This is a genomic window from Streptomyces sp. A2-16 (assembly GCF_018128905.1).
GTDB lineage: Bacteria > Actinomycetota > Actinomycetes > Streptomycetales > Streptomycetaceae > Streptomyces.
In genome coordinates this window covers 5,124,198-5,143,852 of sequence record NZ_CP063808.1, presented here as the reverse complement: position 1 = coordinate 5,143,852, position 19,655 = coordinate 5,124,198, and the positions used below count along the sequence as shown (strand labels likewise).

Below are 19,655 nucleotides of genomic sequence, written 5' to 3'. Positions count from 1 at the left end.
CCGTCGGCGCCGCCTACGTCACGATGAGCAGAACGATCCACATGACGGCGGCCAGAATCGGCAGCGCGTAGGCGATCAGCGGCATCGCGCTGGGGCCGGGGATGCGGCTGGTCGCATAGGTCTCGGCGTAGTCCGGCAGACGCTCGGCCGTGCGTTGCTGGATGGCACGGTTGTAGCGGTGGTACCGGTGACCCACGTATGCCCAGATCGCGGTGAGAGCGACTCCGAAGCCGGCCAGGACGCGTGCCGCCGCGTGCGTCGTGCCCGAAGTGGCCGTGGTGCTGTAGGCCACCGCCAGGAGGGACTGTGCGACGAGGAACAGGTTGCCGCGCTGGAAGACCATGGTGTCGGTGTGGAGGTGGTGCTCCCACAGACGAGCGTCTGCGTCTCGCCGCTGGTCCTCGGTCTCTGCCGTCGTCATGCGACAGGTCTGCCCGCGGCCTCGGGGGAACAGTCGGCTCCGGCAAGGCTCACAACAGCATCCCCCGGCGCGAACCGCACCGAGGCGCCCTCGTCGGCCAATCGCCGGGAGTGTCGCGCCTCAGCAGACCCATGACTCGACTCAGCCACCCCGTGCGGGGCTGGTGGTCCCTGTCGATCAGGAAACGTGCTGTCTGCGGCGGGTCGCACGAGGGTTGGCCCCTCTGGTGACGTTCCCAGTAGCGGGCCACTCTGCGTTCCAGATCGGCCAGGTCGGCTCTTCCGGTCCTGGTCAGGAGGACCGGGCCCTGCGGCCCTTCGGGAGCGGTCAGCGCCAGCACGCCACCGTCCGGTGAGTACGCCGCCGGGTACTCGCCCTCCGACACGTCTATCGCCTCCAGGTAGTTCGTGGCGTGCGCGAAGGACTCGAAGGCGTACAGGTCCTCGTCCCGGTCGAAGACGAGGACGGTTTCGCAGGGGAGATCCATGCCGGTCACTCTGACAGCGGCTCTTCGCCTGCCGCACCCGAATATGCAGCGCGTGCGGTGCGGCCCGCGGCAGGGCCTGGACATGGTTGCGGGTGGGACACCGGATCGGCGTCCCACCCACGCGCGCTCCACGCGGAGGCCTGTCGGAACCGTCAGCGTGCGGTGAGCTTCCACAGGTGGTCGGCCGTGCCGTTGTCGTCCCACTGCAAGACCTGGGCGCCGGAAGCGGTGCTCATCTGGTCGACGCCGAGGAGGCGGCCGCTGTTGTAGTTGGCGATCTTGTAGTAGCCGTCGCGGGCCGGGATGACCTGCCAGAGGTGGTCGGCGGTGCCGTTGTCACCCCAGATGAGGGCAGTGCCGCCGGAAGCGGTGCTCGCGTTGGTGATGCCGAGCAGCAGGCCGCTCTTCTGGTTGACGATCTTGTAGAGCCCGGAACCCGCGGCCGTCAGCGTCCAGTTCTGGTCGGTGCCGGTGGTGGAGGTCGCCTGGACGACCGAAGTGCCTTGGGCGGTGGCCGCGTTGAGGGTGTCGAGGGCGAGGCCGCTGTTCTTGTTGGTGATCTGGTACCGCCCGGCCAGTGACGTGGACGTGCCGCTCGGCGTGATCACCAGGTGGTAGCCGTCGGAGGCGTTCATCGTCACCGGGACCGTGACCGAGCCGCCCGAGACGGTGTAGTCGGCGTCGTAGATGGTGATCGGGCCGGGGGAGGCGGTCGTACGCCCGGTGTTGGGGCTGTACTCCAGCTTGACGTGGACCGTGCTGCCGAAGGCCGAGAGGGAGGACAGGCCGTTGACCGTCACCGCACAGGAGCCGGAGCAGCCGCCGGCGACGACGCTGATCTGGTTGCCCGCGCTGTTGCGGGACGCGATGCCGTCGATGCCGGTCTGCGCGGGCGGCGTGGTGACGAGCATGTTCCCGGTCATGTCGCCGTACCACTTGTACGTCCAGTACGAGCCGTTGGGCGAGCCACCGGTGTCGGTGAGGGTGTCGCCGAGGGTGCCGTAGTGGTTCCAGAAGGCGAGTTCGGCGTCGCGGACACCGCCCCGCTCGAACTTGGCGGCGTAGCTGATCAGCGCACCGGAATTGCCCATCTCGGAGGGCGTGCCGTACTCCTCGATGTCGATGGGCCGCGGACTGAGACCCAGGCTGGATTCGAGGGCGCGGTAGTCCGCGATGTGCGCGGCGACGGTCGAGCTGGTCTGGAGTTCGTGCCAGGCGATGACGTCGGGTACGGCGTTGTTGGCGATGGCGTCCTGGAGGAACGTCTGCATCTTGGCGCGGGTGTACGTCGCGAAGCTCGGACCCTGGATCGGGGTGGTGGCGTCCTTGGAGCGGATCTCCTTGTACGTCGTGTTCCAGGCGGCGTCGAAGGGGCCGGCCTTGGCGGTGTCCCAGTTCGCGTCGGGCTCGTTCCAGATCGCCCAGGCCGAGATGTTGGTGACACCGGACGCCTTCACGGCGGCGATCTGCTTGTCCACGGCGGACAGCCAGTCGCTCATGCTGACCCACTTGTAGGGGAAGTTCGGGTACCAGTCGGGCATGCGGGCGACGACCTTGGCGCCGGCACGTGCCGCTTTGGGGGCCACGACGAGTGCGTCACCGGCCGGCTTGGGTTCGCCGTTGGGGAGTTGGGAGCCGCCCGGGGCCATCTGAACGAAGGTGTTCGGCTTGAGTGCGCTGACCAGGCTGTCGGCGGGGGTCGTGTCGTCCGCCAGGCCGTAGAGGCTGCCGGTGGCGACGTGGGTGACGGGGCGCAGGGTCTGGTTGGCGTTGACCACCAGGGTGGTGGCGGAGGTGGGGGTCGCGTGCGCCGGGGCGGCGGTGGCGAGGCCCGCGGCGGCGAGTGCGGTGGCGGCGAGGGCGGCTGTGAGGCGCGCGTGTCCGGTGGTGCGGCTCATCGAGGGGTCTCCTGAGGAGAGGGGGATGGGGAGGAGGACCTTCCTGGGGCGGAGTCAGTCCTTGACCGCGCCCGCGGTGACGCCCGCGGCCACGTAGCGCTGGGCGAGTACCAGCAGGACCGCCGCGGGGACGGACGCGACGACGGCGGTGGCCATGATCGCGTTCCATTCCTGGTTGTTGTTGCCGATGTACTTGTAGATGCCGAGGGTGATCGGCCTGAGATCGCCGCCGCTGTCGAGGGTGTTGGCGAAGACGAAGTCGGACCAGGCCCACAGGAAGCTGAAGAGGGAGACGGTGACCAGGGCGTTGCGGCTGACCGGCAGCACGATCGACCAGAAGGTGCGGAAGGTTCCCGCGCCGTCGATGCGGGAGGCGGCGATGAGTTCACCGGGGATACCGGACATGAACGCCGTGAAGATCATGACGCCGAACGGGACGGCGATGGTGGAGTCCGCGATGATCAGCCCCCACCAGGAGTTGAGCAGACCGAGATCGAGGAAGATGCCGTAGAAGCCCATCGCCATGACGATGCCGGGGATCATCTGGGCCACCAGCAGGGCGAGTCCGAGCGCGCTTCCGCCGAACGGCCGGAGCTTGGCCAGCGCGTACCCGGCCGGGGCGGCGAGCAGGAGGGTGAGGGCGACCGTGCCCAGGCCGATGAGGAGGCTGGTGCCGAGGTAGGGCATCTGGTCGTCGAGGACGGCGCGGTAGCCCTCGAAGGTGGGGTGCAGCGGCAGCAGGTCCGGCGGGTCCTTGCGCATGTCCTGCTGCGGGGTGAGGGACACGTTGATCATCCAGTACACCGGGAACAGCATCACGGCGGTGAGCAGGAGCCCGATGGCGGTGTAACGGCGTTTTCCGGTACGGGACTTCACGCTTCCTGCCTCCTCTGGACGCGGATGTACAGCAGGCCGAAGACCAGGGCGATGAGGATGAGGATGTTGCCGACCGCGGCTCCGGGGCCGAACTTGGGCAGCAGGGTGCCGAAGCCGAGCTGGTAGGACCAGGTCGCAAGGGTGGAGGAGGAGTCGTCGGGGCCGCCCTTGGTCATGATCCAGATCAGGTCGAACACCTTCAGGGTGTAGACGAGTCCGAGCAGCAGGGTGATCGCCGAGACCGGGCGCAGCAGCGGGAAGGTGATCCGGCGGAACTGTTGCCAGGGACCGGCCCCGTCCAGTGAGGCGGCCTCGTACAGCTCGGCGGGGATGTTCTGCAGGCCGCTGTAGAGGATGACCAGGTTGAACGGGATGCCGATCCAGATGTTCGCGATCACGACCGAGGTCAGTGCCCAGTCGGGCGAGGTGAGCCAGTCGACGGGGGAGGCGCCGACCAGGTGGAGGGCGTAGTTGATGACGCCGGACTCGCTGTTGAACATCCACGACCAGGTGGACGCCGAGACGATCAGCGGGAGCAGCCAGGGGATCAGGAACAGGGCCCTGAGGGTGCCGGCCAGGCGGAAGTGCCGGCTGAAGAAGACGGCCAGGGCGAGCCCGATGACGTACTGGAAGACGATCGACACGAAGGTGAAGAGCATCGTGTGCCGCAGGGCCGGGCCGAAGGTCGGATCGTCCAGGACGGTGCGGAAGTTGTCCCAGCCGGAGAACGGGGCGTCACCGGAGACGAACGAGCGGACCGTGTAGTCGCGCAGACTCAGGTCGAGGTTGCGGTAGAGCGGATAGACGTAGAACGCGCCGAGGTAGACGGCCAGCGGCGCGAGAAACGCGAGGGCGGTCAGCCGGCTCCTGCGGCGCAGGCGGCGCCGTAGCGCGCGCACGTCCGCCGGGTCGGCGGTGGCATGCGCCCCGGACGTGGCGGCCGGGGACCGCGGGGCGCGGTGGCCGACGCGGGCGGTGGTCATGTGGACTCCTGGATGCGGGTGGCCTGCCCCCGGCGGTTGCTGCACCAACGCGCCGGGGCGGGCCACTGTGGAGGGACCGAGCGTCAGCTCGTGCCCTTGCCGGCGGCCGTCTGCGCGGTGTCGAGCGCGTCCAGGGGGCTCTTGCCGCCGGACACCGCGGACTGGACAGCGGTCCACATCGGCTGGGAGATCGTCGGGTACTTGGTGCCCAGGCCGCCGCTGGTGCGGCCGCGCGCCGAGGCCACCGCGTCGACCCACGGCTTGAGCGCCGGGTTCGCCTTGACCTGCTCGGCCTGCACGGCCGCGGTGGGGGCGACGTACGCCAGGGTGGTGTCCGTGGCCAGCAGATTGGCGGAGTTGGTCAGACATGTGACGATCTTCTTGCTGACGTCGTAGCGCGAAGTGTCCTTCTGCACCGGGACGGTGACGAACTCGCCGCCGGTCGGCACGGGCGCCGCGCCGCCCTTCTGCGCCGGGATGCTGAGGACGCCGTAACCGAAGCCCGCCTTCTCCGCGTTGCCGAGCTGCCAGGTGCCGTTCTCGCTGAACGCGTACTCGCCGGTGGCGAACTCCTGCCAGCTGGTGGTCTGGGTGTTCTGCAGGACGTCCTTGGGCGCGTAGCCCTCGTCGACCCAGTTCTTCCAGAGCGTCAGCGCGGCGACACCCTGGGCCGAGTCCAACTTGGTGAGGTCACCGCCGGCGCCCCAGAACCACGGCAGGAACTGGAAGCTGCCCTCCTCGGTGTTGATGGCGGAGAAGGTGATGCCCTTCTTCCCGGCCGCCTTCACCTTCTTCAGGGCCGCCGTCAGCGACGCCCAGTCCTTGATGGAGGCCGGGTCGACCTTGGCCGCGGACAGCACGCTCTTGTTGTAGTAGAGGGCGAGCGTGTTCGCGCCGATGGGGACACCGTAGGAGGCGCCGTCGATGGTGCCTGCGCCGATGATGTTCTTCTGGATCGGCGCGGTGTCCAGGCCGAGGTCGCTGGTCTTGTTGAGGATGCCCGCCTCGACGAGGGTGGAGACCACCGGGTTGTCCACGAGCATGACGTCGGGCGCGTTGCCCTGCTGGGCGGCGAGCAGGGCCTTGTTGCCCAGGTCGGTGGTGTCGTAGGGGGTGCGCTTGACGGTGACCCCGGCATCCGTGCCGCACTTGGCGACGAGCTTGCCCCACGCCGAGGAGGCGTCGAACTGCGGGTAGGGGTCCCAGAAGGTGTACGTCCCGCCGGTGCTGCCGGATCCGGAGTCGGAGGAGTCGGACCCGCCGCCGCAGGCCGCGATGGAGGTGAGCGCGCCGAGGGCGGCTATGGCGGTGATCAGGGTACGGCGGGACTGTCTCACGATGACCTCGTTGTCTCGGGCTGGGAGCAGGGATGGCGCGGGGGGAGTGGGGCGGGCGGTGGGGTTCTGCGAGGCGTGGGGTCCGCAAAGCGGGGGCGGGAGGTTCAGGAGGTGGGCAGCCAGACGCGCATGGAGCCGTCCCGGCGGTTGGCCCACGCGTAGTAGGGGATCGCGGTCAGTTCGAGGGGTTCGGCGGGTTCCGGCGCCTCGGCGCCCTCCGCGGTGCGGTACGGCCACCAGCCGCCCTCGGGGATGTGCCGGCGGTGTCCGGCCGCGACGACGGTGGTGATGCCGCCGAGCAGGTCCGGGCGGTGCTTCACGGCCGGCGGACGGGTGGTGTCGATGACCATGTCGTCGAGACCGCCGCCGGGATGGTCGACCTGCTCCAGGCAGTACACGAGCGGCCCGCGCTCGATGGCCACACAGCCCCGTACGGCGTCCACGCGAGGATCCGCGGTGGTGAGACGGGGCTCCATACCGAGTTCGAGCACGACCTGGTCGCCGGGTGCCCAGGACCGCTCCAGCCGCAGCCAGCCGTCGGTGACGGGCGCGTCGCTCCGGTCGTGCACCGTCTCGCCCACCCGGATGCGGAAGTCGCGGCACCACTGCGGCACGCGCAGCGAGAGGGTCCAGGGCCGGTCGGCCGGACTCTCCTCGACGGTCAGGGCGATCGCGCCCTGCCAGGGATAGTCGGTCCCGACGGTCACCGCGACGGGCGTCCCGGCGAGGTCGCCGGCGTAGCGCCCGCCGACGTACTGGTGGATCTGCAGCCCGCCGCTGTCGGCCGAGGCGAGGTAGTGCTGCAGGGAGGCCATCAGCCGCATGACGTTCGGCGGGCAGCAGGCGCAGCGGAACCAGCGGGTGCGGCGGGCCGACTGATCGCCGCCGGGGTCGGTGTGCCCGTCGCGCACCTGGAGCGGGTTGACGTACAGCCAGCGCTCCCCGTCCAGCGACACACCGGAGAGGAACCCGTTGTAGAGGGTGCGTTCGATGAGGTCGGAGTAGCGGGCCTCGCCGGTGAGCAGTGCCATGCGCCAGCTCCACTGGATCGAGGCGATGGCCGCGCAGGTCTCGCAGTAGGCGCGCTCGTTGGGCAGTTCGTACGGGTCGCCGAAGTCCTCTTCGTCGTGGTGCGCGCCGAGCCCGCCGGTCACATGCGTCTTCGCGGCGGTCATCGCCGCCCACAACCGCTCGGCAGCGGCTCGCAGTTCTCCGTCACCGGTCTCGGTCGCCAGGTCGGTGGCCGCGGCCAGCAGGTACAACTGGCGTACGGCGTGGCCCTCTACGTCGGTCGCCTCGCGCAGCGGCACCCGGTCCTGGCAGTACGCCTCGCCGCCCAGCAGTCCGTGGCCGAAGCGGTCGACGAAGTAGCCGGCCAGGTCCAGGTAGCGGCGCTCGCCGGTCTCCCGGTACAGCTCCACGAGGGCGGTCTCGATCTCGGGGTGGCCGTCGATGCCGTCGACCGGCTTGCCGCTGCCCGGCGGACCGAAGACGGAGTCGACGTGGTCGGCGAACCGGCGCGCCACATCCAGCAGTTCACTGCGTCCGGTGGCCCGGTGGTGGGCCACCGCGGCCTGGATCAGATGGCCCGCGCAGTACAGCTCGTGGCCCCAGCGCAGGTCCTTGTACCGTTCGCCGCCCTTGAGGAGCTGGAACCAGGTATTGAGGTAGCCGTCGCTCTGCTGGGCGGCGGCCACAAGGGCGACGATGCGGTCGACGTCCGCGGCGAGCGCCTCGTCCTCCTGCTGGGCGAGCTGCCAGGAGGCGGCCTCCAGCCACTTGTAGACGTCCGAGTCCACGAACGGGTAAGCGCCCTTGAACTCGCCCTCGGCGGTCCCCGCCACCACGCGCAGGTTGTGCAGGTTGCCCGCCGACTCCAGCAGGCCGGGGCCCTGGGGGACGGAGGTGCGGGCGTTGACCTGGCGGCGGGTGTTCCAGAAACCGTCACGCAGCTCGACGGCGAGCGGGGTGAGCGCGGCGTGGGCCCCGGCACCCGGACCGAGGCGGACCGGACCTGTGGAGCCGTGTCCCCGCTCGGGCGACGCCGAGGACGGGGGCGGGGGCACGGTGGAAGGTGGGCGGGGCATGGCTCTCCGGACAGGTAGGTGGGAAGCGGCGGGCGGACGCACAGGGGGTGGGGTGCGGCCCGAACCGGACAGGTGGTGTTCGACGGCTGCGACTCGATTGCGCAATCGTTTTTCTAGGCGGAAACGTAGGAAGGTCACTGGGCGGAGTCAAGGGGTGGGACGCATGTCTTTACTGATGCATCAGCAAGGCTGGTCAGCGTCGGCGATCGATGTCAGGATGAACGTCATCCATGATGTCCAGGAAAAGGGTTGCGCGTGACCGCGGTTCCAGGTTCTCCCCCAACAGGGCGGGCGAAGCTCGCCGACGTCGCCAAACTGGCCGGGGTCAGCGTCGGAACGGCTTCGAAGGCCCTGAACGGCAGCGGCCGGATGCGGCCGGAGACCAGGCAGCGGGTCCTGGAGGCGGTCGAGGCGCTCGACTTCCGGCCCAACCAGCACGCGCAGAGCCTGCACACCGGGCGCAGCTGGACCGTCGGGCTGATGACGACCGACGGCATCGGCCGTTTCAGCACCCCGGTGCTGCTCGGTGCCGAGGACGCGCTCGGGGCGGGGAAGATCTCGGTGCTGCTGTGCGACACCCGCGGCGACGCCATCCGTGAGCAGCACCATCTGAGCAACCTCATGGACCGCCGGGTCGACGGGATCATCGTGACCGGCCGCCGCACGGACCCACGCCCGCCCCTGAAGGGGATAGAGCCCATCCCCACGGTGTACGCCCTCTCGCCGTCCACCGACCCGGACGACATCTCCGTCGTCTCCGACGACCGCAGCGGCGCGCAACTGGCCATCGAGCACCTCATGGCGACCGGTCGCACCCGCATCGCGCACGTCACCGGCCCGGCACACCACGCGGCCGCCCAGGACCGCGCCCGCCACACGGTCGAGCACCTCGAACGAAGCTCACTGGAACTCGCCACCGGGCGCGTTCACTTCGGGGAGTGGAGCGAGGCATGGGGACGCCGAGCCGCCGAGGCGGTCCTGCGCACGGCACCGGACACGGACGCCTTCTTCTGCGGCAACGACCAGATCGCCAGAGGCGTCGCCGACACCCTGCGGGAGAAGGGCCTGGACGTCCCCGGCCAGGTGGCGATCGTCGGCTACGACAACTGGGACATCATGGCCCTGGCCAGCCGGCCACCCCTGACGACGATCGACACCGACCTCGGCGAGATCGGACGCCAGGCCGCACTGCGCCTCCTGGACGCCATCGGCGCCGCGCCGGAGCCCGGACTGCATACCGTGCCGTGCCGACTTGTGGTGCGGGAGTCGACCTGAGCGCTTTGGTGCCGGCGCCGGTGCCGGTGCCGCTGCCGGTGCCGCTGCCGGGGTCGGGGTCGGGGTCGGGGGGCGAGTCGGGTCCCTCGGACGCTACCGGGCCTGCTCTCGGCGGGCGGTGGCGAATCGGCGCTGATAGGAGGCGGGGCTGAGGGACAGCTCGCGTGCAAAGACGCGGCGCAGGCTCTCGTAACTCGGGAAGCCGGCCATGGCTGCCGCATGGGTGGCGGTGTGTCCCTGGTCGAGAAGCGACTTCGCGATGTCGAAGCGGATCGACTCGACGTACCGGGTGGGCGTGGTGCCCAGTTCCTCCCTGAACAGCCTGGTCAGGTGGCGCGTACTGACGTTCAGCCGCTTGGCGAGTGCGGTCAGGGAATAGTCGCCTGCGGGGTCCGCCGTGACCAGGTCGGTGACTCTGCGCAGGGCGGGTGAGCGGGGTGGAGGGCCTTGCAGGGGTACGGAGAACTGTGACTGGCCGCCCGCGCGCTGCAGGTAGACCACCAGGGAGCGGGCCACCTGCCGGCTGATGTCGGGGCCGTGGTCCTCCTCGACGAGCGCAAGGGCAAGGTCGATGCCCGCGGTGACGCCGGCCGACGTGTACATCGTGCCGTCGCGCACATAGATGGCATCGGGCTCGACGCGGGCCTTGGGGTGCCGGGTGGCGAGTTCGCCGGCGATCTTCCAGTGGGTGGTGGCTCGTCTGCCGTCCAGAAGGCCCGTCGCTCCGAGGACGAAGGCGCCGGAGCACACGGAGGCGACCCGGCCGGCGCGGGCCGCCAGGTTCCGGGTCGCTTCGGCCAGGTCGCGCGTGACCGGGGTCCTGGGGTACACGTCCCCACCCGGCACCAGGAGCGTGTCGGGGTCCGGCTGCGCGGCGGCACTGCCGTCGACGGCGATCCGCATGCCGATCGATGAGGTGACGTCGGCGCCCGTCGTCGACACCAAGGCGATCCGGTAGTCGGCGCCGAGCAGGTTCGCCTCTCCGAAGACCTCGGCCGGGCCGGCGACGTCCAGCAGCTTGACCCCGTCGTAGACGAGGATCGTCACGCGGTGCGGGTCGGAGCTCACGGGCCCACCCTGGGATGACCGGATTCGAGTGGTTCATGGCCGGACCGAGGCGGCGCCGCGGGCCACGAGGTCGGCACGGTGGACAACGGGCGCACGGTCCACTCGTCGTACATCGCATCGGAAAGCGCGGACATCATGACCGACATCATCGCAGGGGTGGAAATACCCGGGACCTCGGCCGTCGCGGAGGCAACGGAGTTCCTCCGGAAAAGGACGAACCCTTTGATCTTCCACCATTCGCGGCGTGTCTTTCTCTTCGGCTCCCTCCACGCGCGGGCGAGGGGCCTGCGCCCCGATCCCGAGTTGCTCTACGTCTCGGCGATGTTCCACGACGTGGGCCTGCTGATTCCGTTCCGCGACGCCCCCCAGCAGCGATTCGAGTTGGACGGCGCCGACCACGCGCAGAAATTCCTGCTGGAGCACGGGTTCTCCCGGCAGGCCTCCGAGGTGGTCTGGAGAGCGATCGCCCTGCACACCACACCGGGGGTTCCGGGCCGGATGGAGCCTGAGGTCGCCGCTACGAACTACGGCGTCCTGACCGACGCGATCGGCTGGGAGCTGGACGGTATGGGACGCGACCGGACGGACGAGATCATCGCCGTTCATCCACGCGGAGATTTCAAGAAGGAATTCCTGCAGGCATTCGTCGACGGCCTCAAAGACCGCCCCGACACCACCTACGGGACTGTCAACGCGGACATCCTCGAACACTTCGTTCCCGGTTTTCGCCGCACGTCCATGGTGGAGCGCGTCCTCGATGCTCCGTGGCCACAGTGAGGCCGGCGGCCAAGGGAAAGGCGATGCGCTCGCCCGCTCCGAAATCCGCCGACCGCCGACCGCCGACCGCCGACCGCCGACCGCCGACCGCCGGACCGCCGGACCGCCGGACCGCCGGACCGCGGGGCCCTGGCCCACCGCCCCCGCTCGCCCCGTTCTCCGCCAGGCGACCCCCCGAACGCCACGCCACCTCCCCCTCACGCAAAAACAAGACACGCCGCCACCTCCCCCTCACGCAAAAACAAGAAAGGAACACTCGTGCAAGCCATCACTGTCCGAGATCGCGAGGCCGGGCTCACCGGGCTGGCCCTGGACGACCTTCCCCACCCCCACGCCGCCGAGAACGACGTCATCATCCGGGTGCACGCCGCCGGCTTCACCCGAGGCGAGCTCGACTGGCCCGCGACCTGGACCGACCGAGCAGGGCGCGACCGCACACCGAGCGTGCCCGGCCATGAGGTGTCCGGGGTGGTGACGGAACTCGGATACGGAACCACCGGCCTCACCGTCGGACAGCGTGTCTTCGGCCTGGCCGACTGGACCCGCGACGGCTCCCTCGCGGAGTACGTCGCCGTGGAAGCCCGTAACCTTGCCCCGCTCCCCGCCGACATCGATCACACGGTGGCCGCGGCTCTGCCCATCTCCGGGCTGACTGCCTGGCAGGGCCTGTTCGACCATGCCCGGCTCACCACCGGCCAGACCGTCCTGATCCACGGCGCCGCCGGTGGCGTCGGCTCGATCGCCGTCCAGCTCGCTCACGAGACCGGCGCCCGCGTGGTCGGCACGGGCCGCTCCGCGGACCGCGACACCGTCCTCGACCTGGGCGCGCACGCGTTCTTCGACCTGGAGGCCGGCCGCTGGGAGGACGTGGGCCAGGTGGATGTCGTGTTCGACGTGATCGGCGGTGCCGTCCTCGAACGCTCGGCCGCCCTCGTGCGCCCCGGGGGCACGCTCGTGAGCGTCGCTCAGCCGCCCACCGTGCGCCCGGCCGACGCGCGGGCGCTCTTCTTCGTGGTCGAGCCTGACCGCGCACGCCTCGCCGACCTCGCCCGACGTGTGCGGGACGGTCGACTGCGGGTGCGTGTCGGTGCTGTGCGGTCCCTCGCAGACGCACCGGACGCCTTCACCTCACGACAGCGCGTTCCCGGCCGCACGATCATTCGTGTCGCCGAGGACTGAGTGGACGTTCTGAGCGCCTTGTCCGATCGGGGTACTGGCTCGGGGCCGGAGGGCCTGGCCCCGGTCAGACGCCGGGCGGCGGTGTCAGGCCGAACCGCGAGATGACGTCGGGCAGCCACTCGGGCTGCCCGAACTCGACCCCGTACTTGCCGGCGAGCACCGCCACCGCGTCCTCGGTCGACGGCGGGCCGTCGGAGAGCATGTCGGCCAACTCCCGGAAGCAGTGCTCGAATCCGGCCGGACTGATGATCTCGATCATCCGGGCCGGAACGGAGCCCGCGTTCCACATCGTGTGCAGCTCTCCACGGGGCTTGGTGATGTAGCCCCCGGGACCCAGGACGGTTTCGCGGTCGCCGGAACGGAAACCGATCTCGCCCTCGGTGACGATCGAGTACTCGTCCTCCCGGGTGTGCAGGTGCGGGGGCACCAACGCCCCGACCGGGAACGGATGCTCGACGACCGAAAGCGCACCGCCGGTGTCGGCACCCCACAGCTTGAAGACGACCCCGATGGAACCGAGGAAGCCCTCGGGCCCCTCGCCTGGGCGGACGATGGTGAGCGGTGGGGCCGACGGCTCCGTCATGGTGATCACTCCTCGGTGCATTTTGGAGATACACTGGTGTTCACTTAAAAAGTCTCCATCGCGGACCCCGAGGCGTCAACAGTTGAGTGAACAGCAGCGTTCATCCAAATCGCGCGGCTACGAGATGCGCAAACGCGCCGAGGACGTGGAGCGCACACGGCAGCGCATCGTCGAGGCCGCCGTGCATCTCCACGGCACCGCGGGCCCGGCGTCGACGAGTGTCTCGGCGATCGCGGAGCGTGCCGGGGTCACCCGGCTGACCGTCTACCGGCATTTCCCGGACGAGACGGCGTTGTTCGAGGCCTGCTCGGGACACTGGCTGTCCCGGCAGAGGTCCCCTCGGCCCGAGGAATGGGGCGCGTTGGAGAACCCCCTCGAGAGGCTGACGGTCGGGCTCGCCGACATCTACCGCTTCTACCGCGCGGGCGAGCAGATGCTGACGCTGGTCATCCGCGATCAGCACGCCGTGCCCGAGTCGAGGCGCCAGGCATGGGAGGAGAGGACCAGGCAGTACGTCGAGGTACTGGCCCGTGCCTGGCCGCAGGCCGACGACCCTGTCCTGCGGGCGGTGATCGGCCATGCCGCGGCGTTCTCGACCTGGCGTTCCCTGTGCCGGGAGCAAGGGCTCACGGACCGCGACGCCGTCGGTGTCATGGTCACGTTGGCGGAGGCGGTCGGCACCAGGACCTGAAGCCAGGGGGCGCTCTGAACTGCTTTGCCCGGTTCGGCTCAGAGGCGTCGATGTCAGGCGTGGGAGAGGGTGAAGGAGACCAGGAAGCCGCACACGGTGATGAGGCCGATCGCCAGATAGGCGTCCTGGAACGCCTCGGGAATCATCGTGTCGGCGATCATGGCGAGGATCGCCCCCGCGGCCACGGCCGTGACCGCAGCGATCACAGCGGGGGAGAAGGCCCCGACGACGGTGTACCCGAGGACCGCCGAGACAGTGCTCGCCGCGGCGATCGCCGTCCACACACCGAAGACGTACCCCTTGCCACGCCCGGCCCGCTTCATGCCCGCCGAACTCGACAGGCCCTCGGGGATGTTGCTGAGGAACACCGCCGCCACGGTCACCATGCTGACCGTTCCGCCGTCGAGCAGACCGACCCCGATGACGGCCGACTCCGGGACGCCGTCCAGCAGCGCTCCCAGGGCCAGAGCCATCCCGGAGCCGCCCTGCTCGGCCTCGGACGGCTGGGACTGGGCGGGCTGTGCGCCGGAGCGTTTGCGGTGCCGGGCCCCTCGGCGGGCCAGCCAGAGGTTGCCCGCGGTGTAGGCGAGGGCGCCCAAGAGCGTGCCGATCGCCGTCGGGGCGATGCCGGCCTCGTCGTACGCCTCACCGACGAGTTCGAAGGAGACCGCCGACAGCAGCACCCCGGCGCCGAAGGCCATCACCGTGGCGATCACTTTCTGCGGCACGCGCCATCCGTACCCGAGCACCGCACCCAGGAGCAGTGCCGAACCCGCCAGCAGTCCCCACAGCCCCGCCTGTACCGCTTCACTCATGCCGCTACCGGTACCCGGGGCGTGCGGGCTGTCACGGGTCCGGGCCGTTTGGACCACCCGGTCGGGAGTGCGTGGACCGGGTCAGCGGACGAAGGCGATCGGGTGCGGCGACGGGCCGCCGTCCAGCAGGTGGTCGTCGCGGCCTTTCAGGAACCGGTCGAAGAACGAGGCCACCAGTGCCCGGTTCGCCGCCACGGCCCGGCGGGAGTCGACCGTCCCGACCGCCGCGGCCAGCGTCTCGTCCGGCACCCGGCCCGCCAGTTGCGGCAGCAGCGCCTCGGCGTCGGTGAAGGACGCGTGCACGGAGTCGTTCAGCGTGACATCGGCCTTCCAGCCGCGCTGATGCCGCCAGAACGACGCCCACGACGGCTCGCGGTGCATGTCGCTGGCCCGCGGTGGCCGGGCCTCGGCGGCCCGGCGGGCGATCGCACGCTCTCGATCGGCGACGCGGGACCGTCCGCGGCGCCGATCCCGACGGCGGACGGTCTCGCCGTGGTCCGGTGCCGCCTCAGGTCAGCCCGCCTACTGCCGGAACCGGTTCCGGTGCGGTTCGCGTACGGCGGCGCCGGGCGGCGACGCCGAGTGCGACGGTGGCTGCGGCCCCGGCTAGGGCGATTACGCCCAGGGCGTTCGCCCGGGTGCCCACGGCGGACGCGAGTGCGAGGACCACGAGCGGGCAGATGAACTGTCCGAGGAAGAAGGAGCCGGTCCACAGGCCGGTGCCGCGGCCGCGGTCGGCGAAGTCGAGCCGGGACATGGCGAGGGTGAGCAGGCTCGGGAGCATGATGCCGCCGCCCAGACAGTTGATCACGGCACCGAGGGTCAGGACGACGGGACCGGGGGCGAGCCAGATCACCGCGAAGCCGAGGGTGCACAGGCCGAATGCGGTGGGCAGCCAGTCCTGCGGTCTGCGCCCGGACCTCGTGAAGACGGCGGCGCCCATCACGATCGCGGCGCTGGCACCGGCGCTGGCCAGCCCGATCACCCCGGAGTTGCGCACGCCCATGTCGTCCAGGAGGAACGACAGCTCCACCTGGACGGTGTAGAAGAGGATGGCGCCGAAGACGGTCAGCGCGCAGGTGCCTGCCAGCGGACGCCAGGGGAAGGGGCGTGCGGCGACCGGCTCCGGGGTGGTGAGGGAGGGTGTGTGCGGGAGGCCGTCGGGTCGGGGCCGGGGCAGGAAGGCGGCCATGGCGGGGGCGAGCAGCAGGCTCACGGCGTAGGCCCAGAACGGCATCCGCCAGCCCGCCGATCCGGCCGCACCGCCCAGGGCGAAGAAGGCCGTCGCGGAGATCGAGGCGCACATCGTCTGCATCGCCAGGTAGCGGTCGCGTTGCCGGCCGGAGTAGTAGTCGCCGAGGAGCGTGGTGCAGCAGGTCATGATGGCGGCTTCGGCGACGCCGACGAGGGCGCGGCTGGCGACGATGGCGACGAGGGAGTCCAGCCACAGGGGAGCGGTGCCGAGGAGCGCGTACACCACGGTCGCGACGACGAGCAGGCGCTTGCGGCCGAGCCGGTCCACGAGGACACCCGCACAGGGGGCCAGCAGCGCCAGCGACAGGGCGGGAATCGTCAGCGCCATGGGGACGAGGGCGTCCGCGCCCGGCACGTCGGCGAAGTGGTCCTGCATCTGCGGCAGGACGGGCGCGATGAGCACGGCGCCCAGGATGGGCAGACAGGCACCGGCCATCAGAAGCGTCAGGCGAAGCCGGTGGCCGGGTCCGGACACGGTCTGCTCGGGCGGGTCGTCCGTGGTCGCGTCGGACGGCGGGGACGGGAGCGGGGACACGGGTGCAGGCATGCGGGAACTCCACGGGGCGTGTCGGGAGGGGAACGGGACGGGGCGGCCGTCCTGGGCGGGGTGCCCGGTGCTCGTGGCGGCCTCGGAAGTGGGCTCCGGTGGCCGTCGGGCGTCGCGGCGGGTCGGCTCGCCGGGCGACGTCCGCGCGGTTCCGGCAGCTTGTGACGGTGCGGCTCCGGCGCCGGGTTGAGATGACTATGGGGCAGCGAACAGGTCATGCCTAGCCCGTGTCCGATCGATATCGAAGATGCGGATCATCCAGTGCCTGGATAGTCAGGGCCCACGAGGGCAACCGTCACCTCGGTCCAACGGCTGCGCTACGGCTGGGTTCGGACGCGGCCAGCTCCGCTCCCACCCGGGCCGCGGTCTCGCGCAGCCAGATGTGGGCCGCGTCGTGGGTGTGCACCGGATGCCACCACAGCGCCTCCTGGAGGGGGACGGCCCCGTAGGGCGGTTCCATACGGCGTACGGCGGCCACTCCGTTCAGCAGCTCGGCCAGACGCTGTTGCACCAGGGCGATCCGCCGGGTGCCGGCGACCAGGAAGGGCAGTGCCTGGAAGCTGTCGACGAAGACCTCCACGCGGGGATCGACACCGAGCATGCTCAACTGCCGGGCGGCCGGGGCGTCGTAGGCGCGCTGGTAGACGACCCAGGGCAGCCGTGCCAGGTCGTCCATGGTCAGCTGCTCGCCGACCTCGTCGTTGGTCTCGGCGACGAGGAAGACCCAGCGGTCGGCGAACAGCTCCACGGCGGGGAAGCCGCTGATGACACCGTGCGGCATCAGCAGCCCGTCGGCCGTGCTGAGCAGGGTTTCGGTGTCCTCCGTGACGTCTCCGGGCGTGCGCTGGAAGCGCAGCCGTACCCCCGGGGCCTCGGCGTGCACCCGCTGGGCGAGCTCGGCGCCGAAGACGCTGAGCGCGTAGTCGGAGGTGAGCAGGGTGAACTCGTGCTCCTCGCTGTCCGGGGCGAAGTCGGCCCTGCTGGTGAAGACCCGTTCCAGCAGGTCGCACGCGGTCGCGGTGCGGTCCAGCAGGGCGCGGCCGAGGGCGGTCAGTTCGTACTGTTTGCCGGCGCGTGAGATCAGCTCGTCGTCGAAGTGCCGCCGCAGGCGCGCCAGTGCGGCGCTCATGGCAGGCTGGCTGAGTCCGACGCGCTGCCCGGCGCGGGTGACATTGCGTTCCTCCAGCAGGGCCCGCAGGGACAGCACGAGGTTGAGATCGAGGCTGGAGAGGGACACGGCGCCTCCATGGCTGGGCCGCCACGCATGGCATCTACCAGGTGGATGATCAACATCTGAAGAATCTATTTCCCAGATTAACGGCTGAGGCCCCAGATTGGTCCCACCGCAATCTGGAGGACATCCCCGTGAAACCCGCAGCCGCTTCCGCGTCCTTCTCCGGACCCTTCGCCCTCGGCTCCCTCTCCGCCCCGGACCAGGCACCCTTCCCCGCACTTGCGATCCCTGGGGGACAGGTACTGGACCTGAGCGCGGCCCTCGCGGAGCCCGCCCTGACGACCCGGCGGATCCTCGAACGCTGGGACGCGCTCCTTGCTCGCCTGCACGAACTCGCGGCCGACACCACGGCCGACTGGCAACCGCTGGAGGGGCTGCGCGTACACGCCCCGGTCGAGCCCCGCCAGGTCTTCCAGTCCGGCGCCAACTACCGGCAGCACGTGATCGACCTGGAGGTCGCCCACCGCGCCCCCGACGACCCCCGCACGGTCGAGGAGGCGCGCGCGGAGATCGCCGCGGTCATGGACCGCCGCGCCGCCGAGGACCTGCCGTACGTCTTCATCGGCCTGCCGAGCGCGATCACCGGCCCCTACGACGACGTCGTGCTCCCCTCCTGGGCGCAGCAGCCGGACTGGGAGCTGGAGTTGGCGGTCGTCATCGGCAGGCCCGCCCAGCGGGTGTCCGTCGAGGACGCTCTGGAGCACGTCGCCGGCTACACGATCGCCAACGACCTCACGGACCGGGCCACCGTCTTCCGGCGGGACATGAAGGCCATCGGCACGGACTGGCTGCGGTGCAAGAACGCGCCCGGATTCACCCCGCTCGGGCCGTGGATCGTGCCGGCCGCGTCAATCGCCGACCCGGGAGACCTGCGGGTCACCCTCAAGCTCAACGGCGACACCATGCAGGACGAGTCCACCAAGGACATGCTGTTCGGGGTCGCGCGGCTGGTGTCGTACATCTCGCAGACCGCCCAACTCCTGCCCGGGGACCTGGTGTTGACGGGCAGCCCGGCCGGGAACGGCATCCACTGGGGCCGGTTGCTGCGCGACGGCGACGTGATGGAGGGCTCCGTCACCGGGCTCGGTGCACAGCGCACCCGCTGCGTGGCGGAGACACGGTGAACCGCCACGGCCGAGACGCTGCCACGCGTCACGACCCACGCACCCTGAACCGCCACGACCCCGAGGGTGCCATCGCCGACGCCGCCAAGGCGTACTCCAACTGGGGGCGTTGGGGAACGGAGGACGTCCTCGGCACGCTGAACTTCCTCGACGAGGCGAAGCGCCGCGAAGGTGCGGCGCTGGTCCGGCGGGGCACCGCCTTCTCGCTGTCGCAGCGCTTCGACATGAACGGCCCGCAGAAGGGCTGGCGCCGTCGCACCAACCCCGTCCACACCATGCTCGACACCGGCACCGACGCCGCCCTCGGCAACCAGGGCTTCCCGCACGGCATCGGCGGCGCCGACGACGTGATCGCGATGCCCCTGCAGTGCTCCACCCAATGGGACGGGCTCGGGCACATCTTCGACCACGGCAAGGCGTGGAACGGCCGCGACGCCGCTGCCACCGTCACCTCCGAAGGCGACCTCGTCACCGGCATCGAGCACATGGCCCCGTACGTCGCCGGACGTGGTGTCCTCCTCGACGTCGGCCGGGTGATCGGCGACGAACGGGGCGAACTGCCGGACGGATTCGCGATCACCGAGCAGCACCTGACCGCGACGGCCCAGGCGCACGGCGTGCACGTAGGACGCGGTGACCTCGTCGTCGTACGGACCGGGCGGCTGACACGGGCCCGCCGCGAGGGCTGGGGGGACTACGCGGGAGGCGACTCACCCGGACTCTCGTTCACCACGGCCGGCTGGCTCCACGCGAGCGAGATCGCCGCGATCGCCACCGACACCTGGGGCTTCGAGGTACGGCCCAACGAGTTCGACGCCGCCTTCCAGCCGCTGCACCAGGTCGCCATCCCCAACATCGGCCTGCTGATCGGCGAGATGTGGGACCCCGACCTGCTCGCCGACGACTGCGCGGCCGACGGCGTGTACGAGTTCTGGCTCACTGCCGCACCCCTGCCCATCACCGGAGCCGTCGGCTCACCCGTCAACCCGGTCGCCGTCAAGTGACCCGCCCAACAAAGG

At 70.4% G+C, this 19,655-nt stretch carries 19 protein-coding genes; 6 read left to right on the top strand and 13 right to left on the bottom strand.

Features of this window, described 5'->3' with window-relative positions; all coding sequences use genetic code 11:
- Window positions 1-13 precede the first annotated feature (13 nt).
- The 7 genes from IOD14_RS23085 to IOD14_RS23055 form a co-directional block, all read right to left on the bottom strand.
- Window positions 14-421: a hypothetical protein gene (locus tag IOD14_RS23085; RefSeq protein ID WP_123986720.1), complete on the bottom strand. Its 408-nt coding sequence runs from the start codon at window positions 419-421 to the stop codon at window positions 14-16.
- Between the two features lie 49 nt (window positions 422-470).
- Entirely contained in the window at window positions 471-908 is a 438-nt protein-coding gene (locus tag IOD14_RS23080) for a hypothetical protein (RefSeq protein WP_212671389.1), read from the bottom strand.
- Between the two features lie 152 nt (window positions 909-1,060).
- Window positions 1,061-2,806 carry an RICIN domain-containing protein gene (locus IOD14_RS23075; protein ID WP_212671388.1) on the bottom strand — a complete coding sequence of 582 codons (1,746 nt, stop codon included), beginning with the start codon at window positions 2,804-2,806 and terminating at the stop codon, window positions 1,061-1,063.
- Between the two features lie 54 nt (window positions 2,807-2,860).
- On the bottom strand, window positions 2,861-3,682 hold the full coding sequence (locus IOD14_RS23070; protein ID WP_212671387.1) for a carbohydrate ABC transporter permease: 822 nt from the start codon (window positions 3,680-3,682) through the stop codon (window positions 2,861-2,863).
- Window positions 3,679-4,665, bottom strand: coding sequence for a sugar ABC transporter permease (locus tag IOD14_RS23065; RefSeq protein WP_212671386.1), 987 nt, complete (start codon window positions 4,663-4,665; stop codon window positions 3,679-3,681). Before IOD14_RS23065 ends, IOD14_RS23070 begins: the two co-directional genes overlap by 4 nt.
- An 83-nt stretch (window positions 4,666-4,748) precedes the next feature.
- The gene (locus tag IOD14_RS23060) at window positions 4,749-6,002 is read right to left on the bottom strand and encodes an extracellular solute-binding protein (protein WP_212671385.1); all 1,254 of its coding nucleotides are present in this window, start codon (window positions 6,000-6,002) and stop codon (window positions 4,749-4,751) included.
- Between the two features lie 104 nt (window positions 6,003-6,106).
- Window positions 6,107-8,089: a beta-L-arabinofuranosidase domain-containing protein gene (locus IOD14_RS23055; protein ID WP_212671384.1), complete on the bottom strand. Its 1,983-nt coding sequence runs from the start codon at window positions 8,087-8,089 to the stop codon at window positions 6,107-6,109.
- A gap of 255 nt (window positions 8,090-8,344) precedes the next feature.
- Here IOD14_RS23055 and IOD14_RS23050 point away from each other — a divergent pair, with 255 nt between their 5' ends.
- On the top strand, window positions 8,345-9,364 hold the full coding sequence (locus tag IOD14_RS23050; protein ID WP_123986713.1) for a LacI family DNA-binding transcriptional regulator: 1,020 nt from the start codon (window positions 8,345-8,347) through the stop codon (window positions 9,362-9,364).
- Window positions 9,365-9,457: 93 nt separating this feature from the next.
- On the opposite strand, the gene IOD14_RS23045 is transcribed toward IOD14_RS23050, so the two are convergent.
- Window positions 9,458-10,432 (bottom strand): GlxA family transcriptional regulator, encoded by a 975-nt coding sequence (locus IOD14_RS23045; protein ID WP_212671383.1) that lies wholly within the window; start codon window positions 10,430-10,432, stop codon window positions 9,458-9,460.
- A gap of 135 nt (window positions 10,433-10,567) precedes the next feature.
- On the opposite strand from IOD14_RS23045, the gene IOD14_RS23040 reads away from it, so the two are divergent.
- Window positions 10,568-11,209 (top strand): HD domain-containing protein, encoded by a 642-nt coding sequence (locus IOD14_RS23040; RefSeq protein WP_174269034.1) that lies wholly within the window; start codon window positions 10,568-10,570, stop codon window positions 11,207-11,209.
- A gap of 258 nt (window positions 11,210-11,467) precedes the next feature.
- Window positions 11,468-12,388 carry an NADP-dependent oxidoreductase gene (locus IOD14_RS23035; RefSeq protein ID WP_212671382.1) on the top strand — a complete coding sequence of 307 codons (921 nt, stop codon included), beginning with the start codon at window positions 11,468-11,470 and terminating at the stop codon, window positions 12,386-12,388.
- Between the two features lie 64 nt (window positions 12,389-12,452).
- Here IOD14_RS23035 and IOD14_RS23030 read toward each other — a convergent pair whose 3' ends face one another.
- Window positions 12,453-12,971 (bottom strand): cupin domain-containing protein, encoded by a 519-nt coding sequence (locus IOD14_RS23030; RefSeq protein ID WP_123986710.1) that lies wholly within the window; start codon window positions 12,969-12,971, stop codon window positions 12,453-12,455.
- Window positions 12,972-13,053: 82 nt separating this feature from the next.
- On the opposite strand from IOD14_RS23030, the gene IOD14_RS23025 reads away from it, so the two are divergent.
- A complete protein-coding gene (locus IOD14_RS23025; RefSeq protein WP_249126033.1) occupies window positions 13,054-13,662 on the top strand; it encodes a TetR/AcrR family transcriptional regulator in 609 nt (202 codons plus the stop codon).
- Between the two features lie 53 nt (window positions 13,663-13,715).
- Here the strand turns inward: IOD14_RS23025 and IOD14_RS23020 are convergent, their stop codons facing one another.
- The 4 genes from IOD14_RS23020 to IOD14_RS23005 all read right to left on the bottom strand — a co-directional run bounded on the left by IOD14_RS23020 (window position 13,716) and on the right by IOD14_RS23005 (window position 17,515).
- A complete protein-coding gene (locus IOD14_RS23020; protein WP_212671381.1) occupies window positions 13,716-14,477 on the bottom strand; it encodes a ZIP family zinc transporter in 762 nt (253 codons plus the stop codon).
- Between the two features lie 81 nt (window positions 14,478-14,558).
- Window positions 14,559-14,858, bottom strand: a complete 300-nt coding sequence (locus IOD14_RS23015) for a hypothetical protein (protein WP_249126032.1) — start codon at window positions 14,856-14,858, stop codon at window positions 14,559-14,561.
- 127 nt (window positions 14,859-14,985) lie between these two features.
- Window positions 14,986-16,278, bottom strand: coding sequence for an MFS transporter (locus IOD14_RS23010; RefSeq protein ID WP_212671380.1), 1,293 nt, complete (start codon window positions 16,276-16,278; stop codon window positions 14,986-14,988).
- Between the two features lie 295 nt (window positions 16,279-16,573).
- Window positions 16,574-17,515 (bottom strand): LysR family transcriptional regulator, encoded by a 942-nt coding sequence (locus tag IOD14_RS23005; RefSeq protein WP_123986707.1) that lies wholly within the window; start codon window positions 17,513-17,515, stop codon window positions 16,574-16,576.
- A 128-nt stretch (window positions 17,516-17,643) separates the two neighbouring features.
- Between IOD14_RS23005 and IOD14_RS23000 the strand changes: the two genes are divergently transcribed.
- Together IOD14_RS23000 and IOD14_RS22995 are read left to right on the top strand one after the other, a co-directional pair.
- Window positions 17,644-18,636, top strand: a complete 993-nt coding sequence (locus tag IOD14_RS23000) for a fumarylacetoacetate hydrolase family protein (RefSeq protein ID WP_212671379.1) — start codon at window positions 17,644-17,646, stop codon at window positions 18,634-18,636.
- A gap of 44 nt (window positions 18,637-18,680) precedes the next feature.
- On the top strand, window positions 18,681-19,640 hold the full coding sequence (locus IOD14_RS22995) for a cyclase family protein (RefSeq protein WP_212673370.1): 960 nt from the start codon (window positions 18,681-18,683) through the stop codon (window positions 19,638-19,640).
- Window positions 19,641-19,655: the final 15 nt, after the last annotated feature.

Excerpts from the sequence above, each read along its gene's own strand:
- IOD14_RS23080 (WP_212671389.1), bottom strand. The coding sequence starts at position 908 with ATGGATCTCCCCTGCGAAACCGTCCTCGTCTTCGACCGGGACGAGGAC.
- IOD14_RS23040 (WP_174269034.1), top strand. The coding sequence starts at position 10,568 with ATGACCGACATCATCGCAGGGGTGGAAATACCCGGGACCTCGGCCGTC.
- IOD14_RS23010 (WP_212671380.1), bottom strand. The coding sequence starts at position 16,278 with ATGCCTGCACCCGTGTCCCCGCTCCCGTCCCCGCCGTCCGACGCGACC.
- IOD14_RS23015 (WP_249126032.1), bottom strand. The coding sequence starts at position 14,858 with ATGCACCGCGAGCCGTCGTGGGCGTCGTTCTGGCGGCATCAGCGCGGC.
- IOD14_RS23020 (WP_212671381.1), bottom strand. The coding sequence starts at position 14,477 with ATGAGTGAAGCGGTACAGGCGGGGCTGTGGGGACTGCTGGCGGGTTCG.
- IOD14_RS23055 (WP_212671384.1), bottom strand. The coding sequence starts at position 8,089 with ATGCCCCGCCCACCTTCCACCGTGCCCCCGCCCCCGTCCTCGGCGTCG.
- IOD14_RS23065 (WP_212671386.1), bottom strand. The coding sequence starts at position 4,665 with ATGACCACCGCCCGCGTCGGCCACCGCGCCCCGCGGTCCCCGGCCGCC.
- IOD14_RS23085 (WP_123986720.1), bottom strand. The coding sequence starts at position 421 with ATGACGACGGCAGAGACCGAGGACCAGCGGCGAGACGCAGACGCTCGT.
- IOD14_RS23030 (WP_123986710.1), bottom strand. The coding sequence starts at position 12,971 with ATGACGGAGCCGTCGGCCCCACCGCTCACCATCGTCCGCCCAGGCGAG.
- IOD14_RS23075 (WP_212671388.1), bottom strand. The coding sequence starts at position 2,806 with ATGAGCCGCACCACCGGACACGCGCGCCTCACAGCCGCCCTCGCCGCC.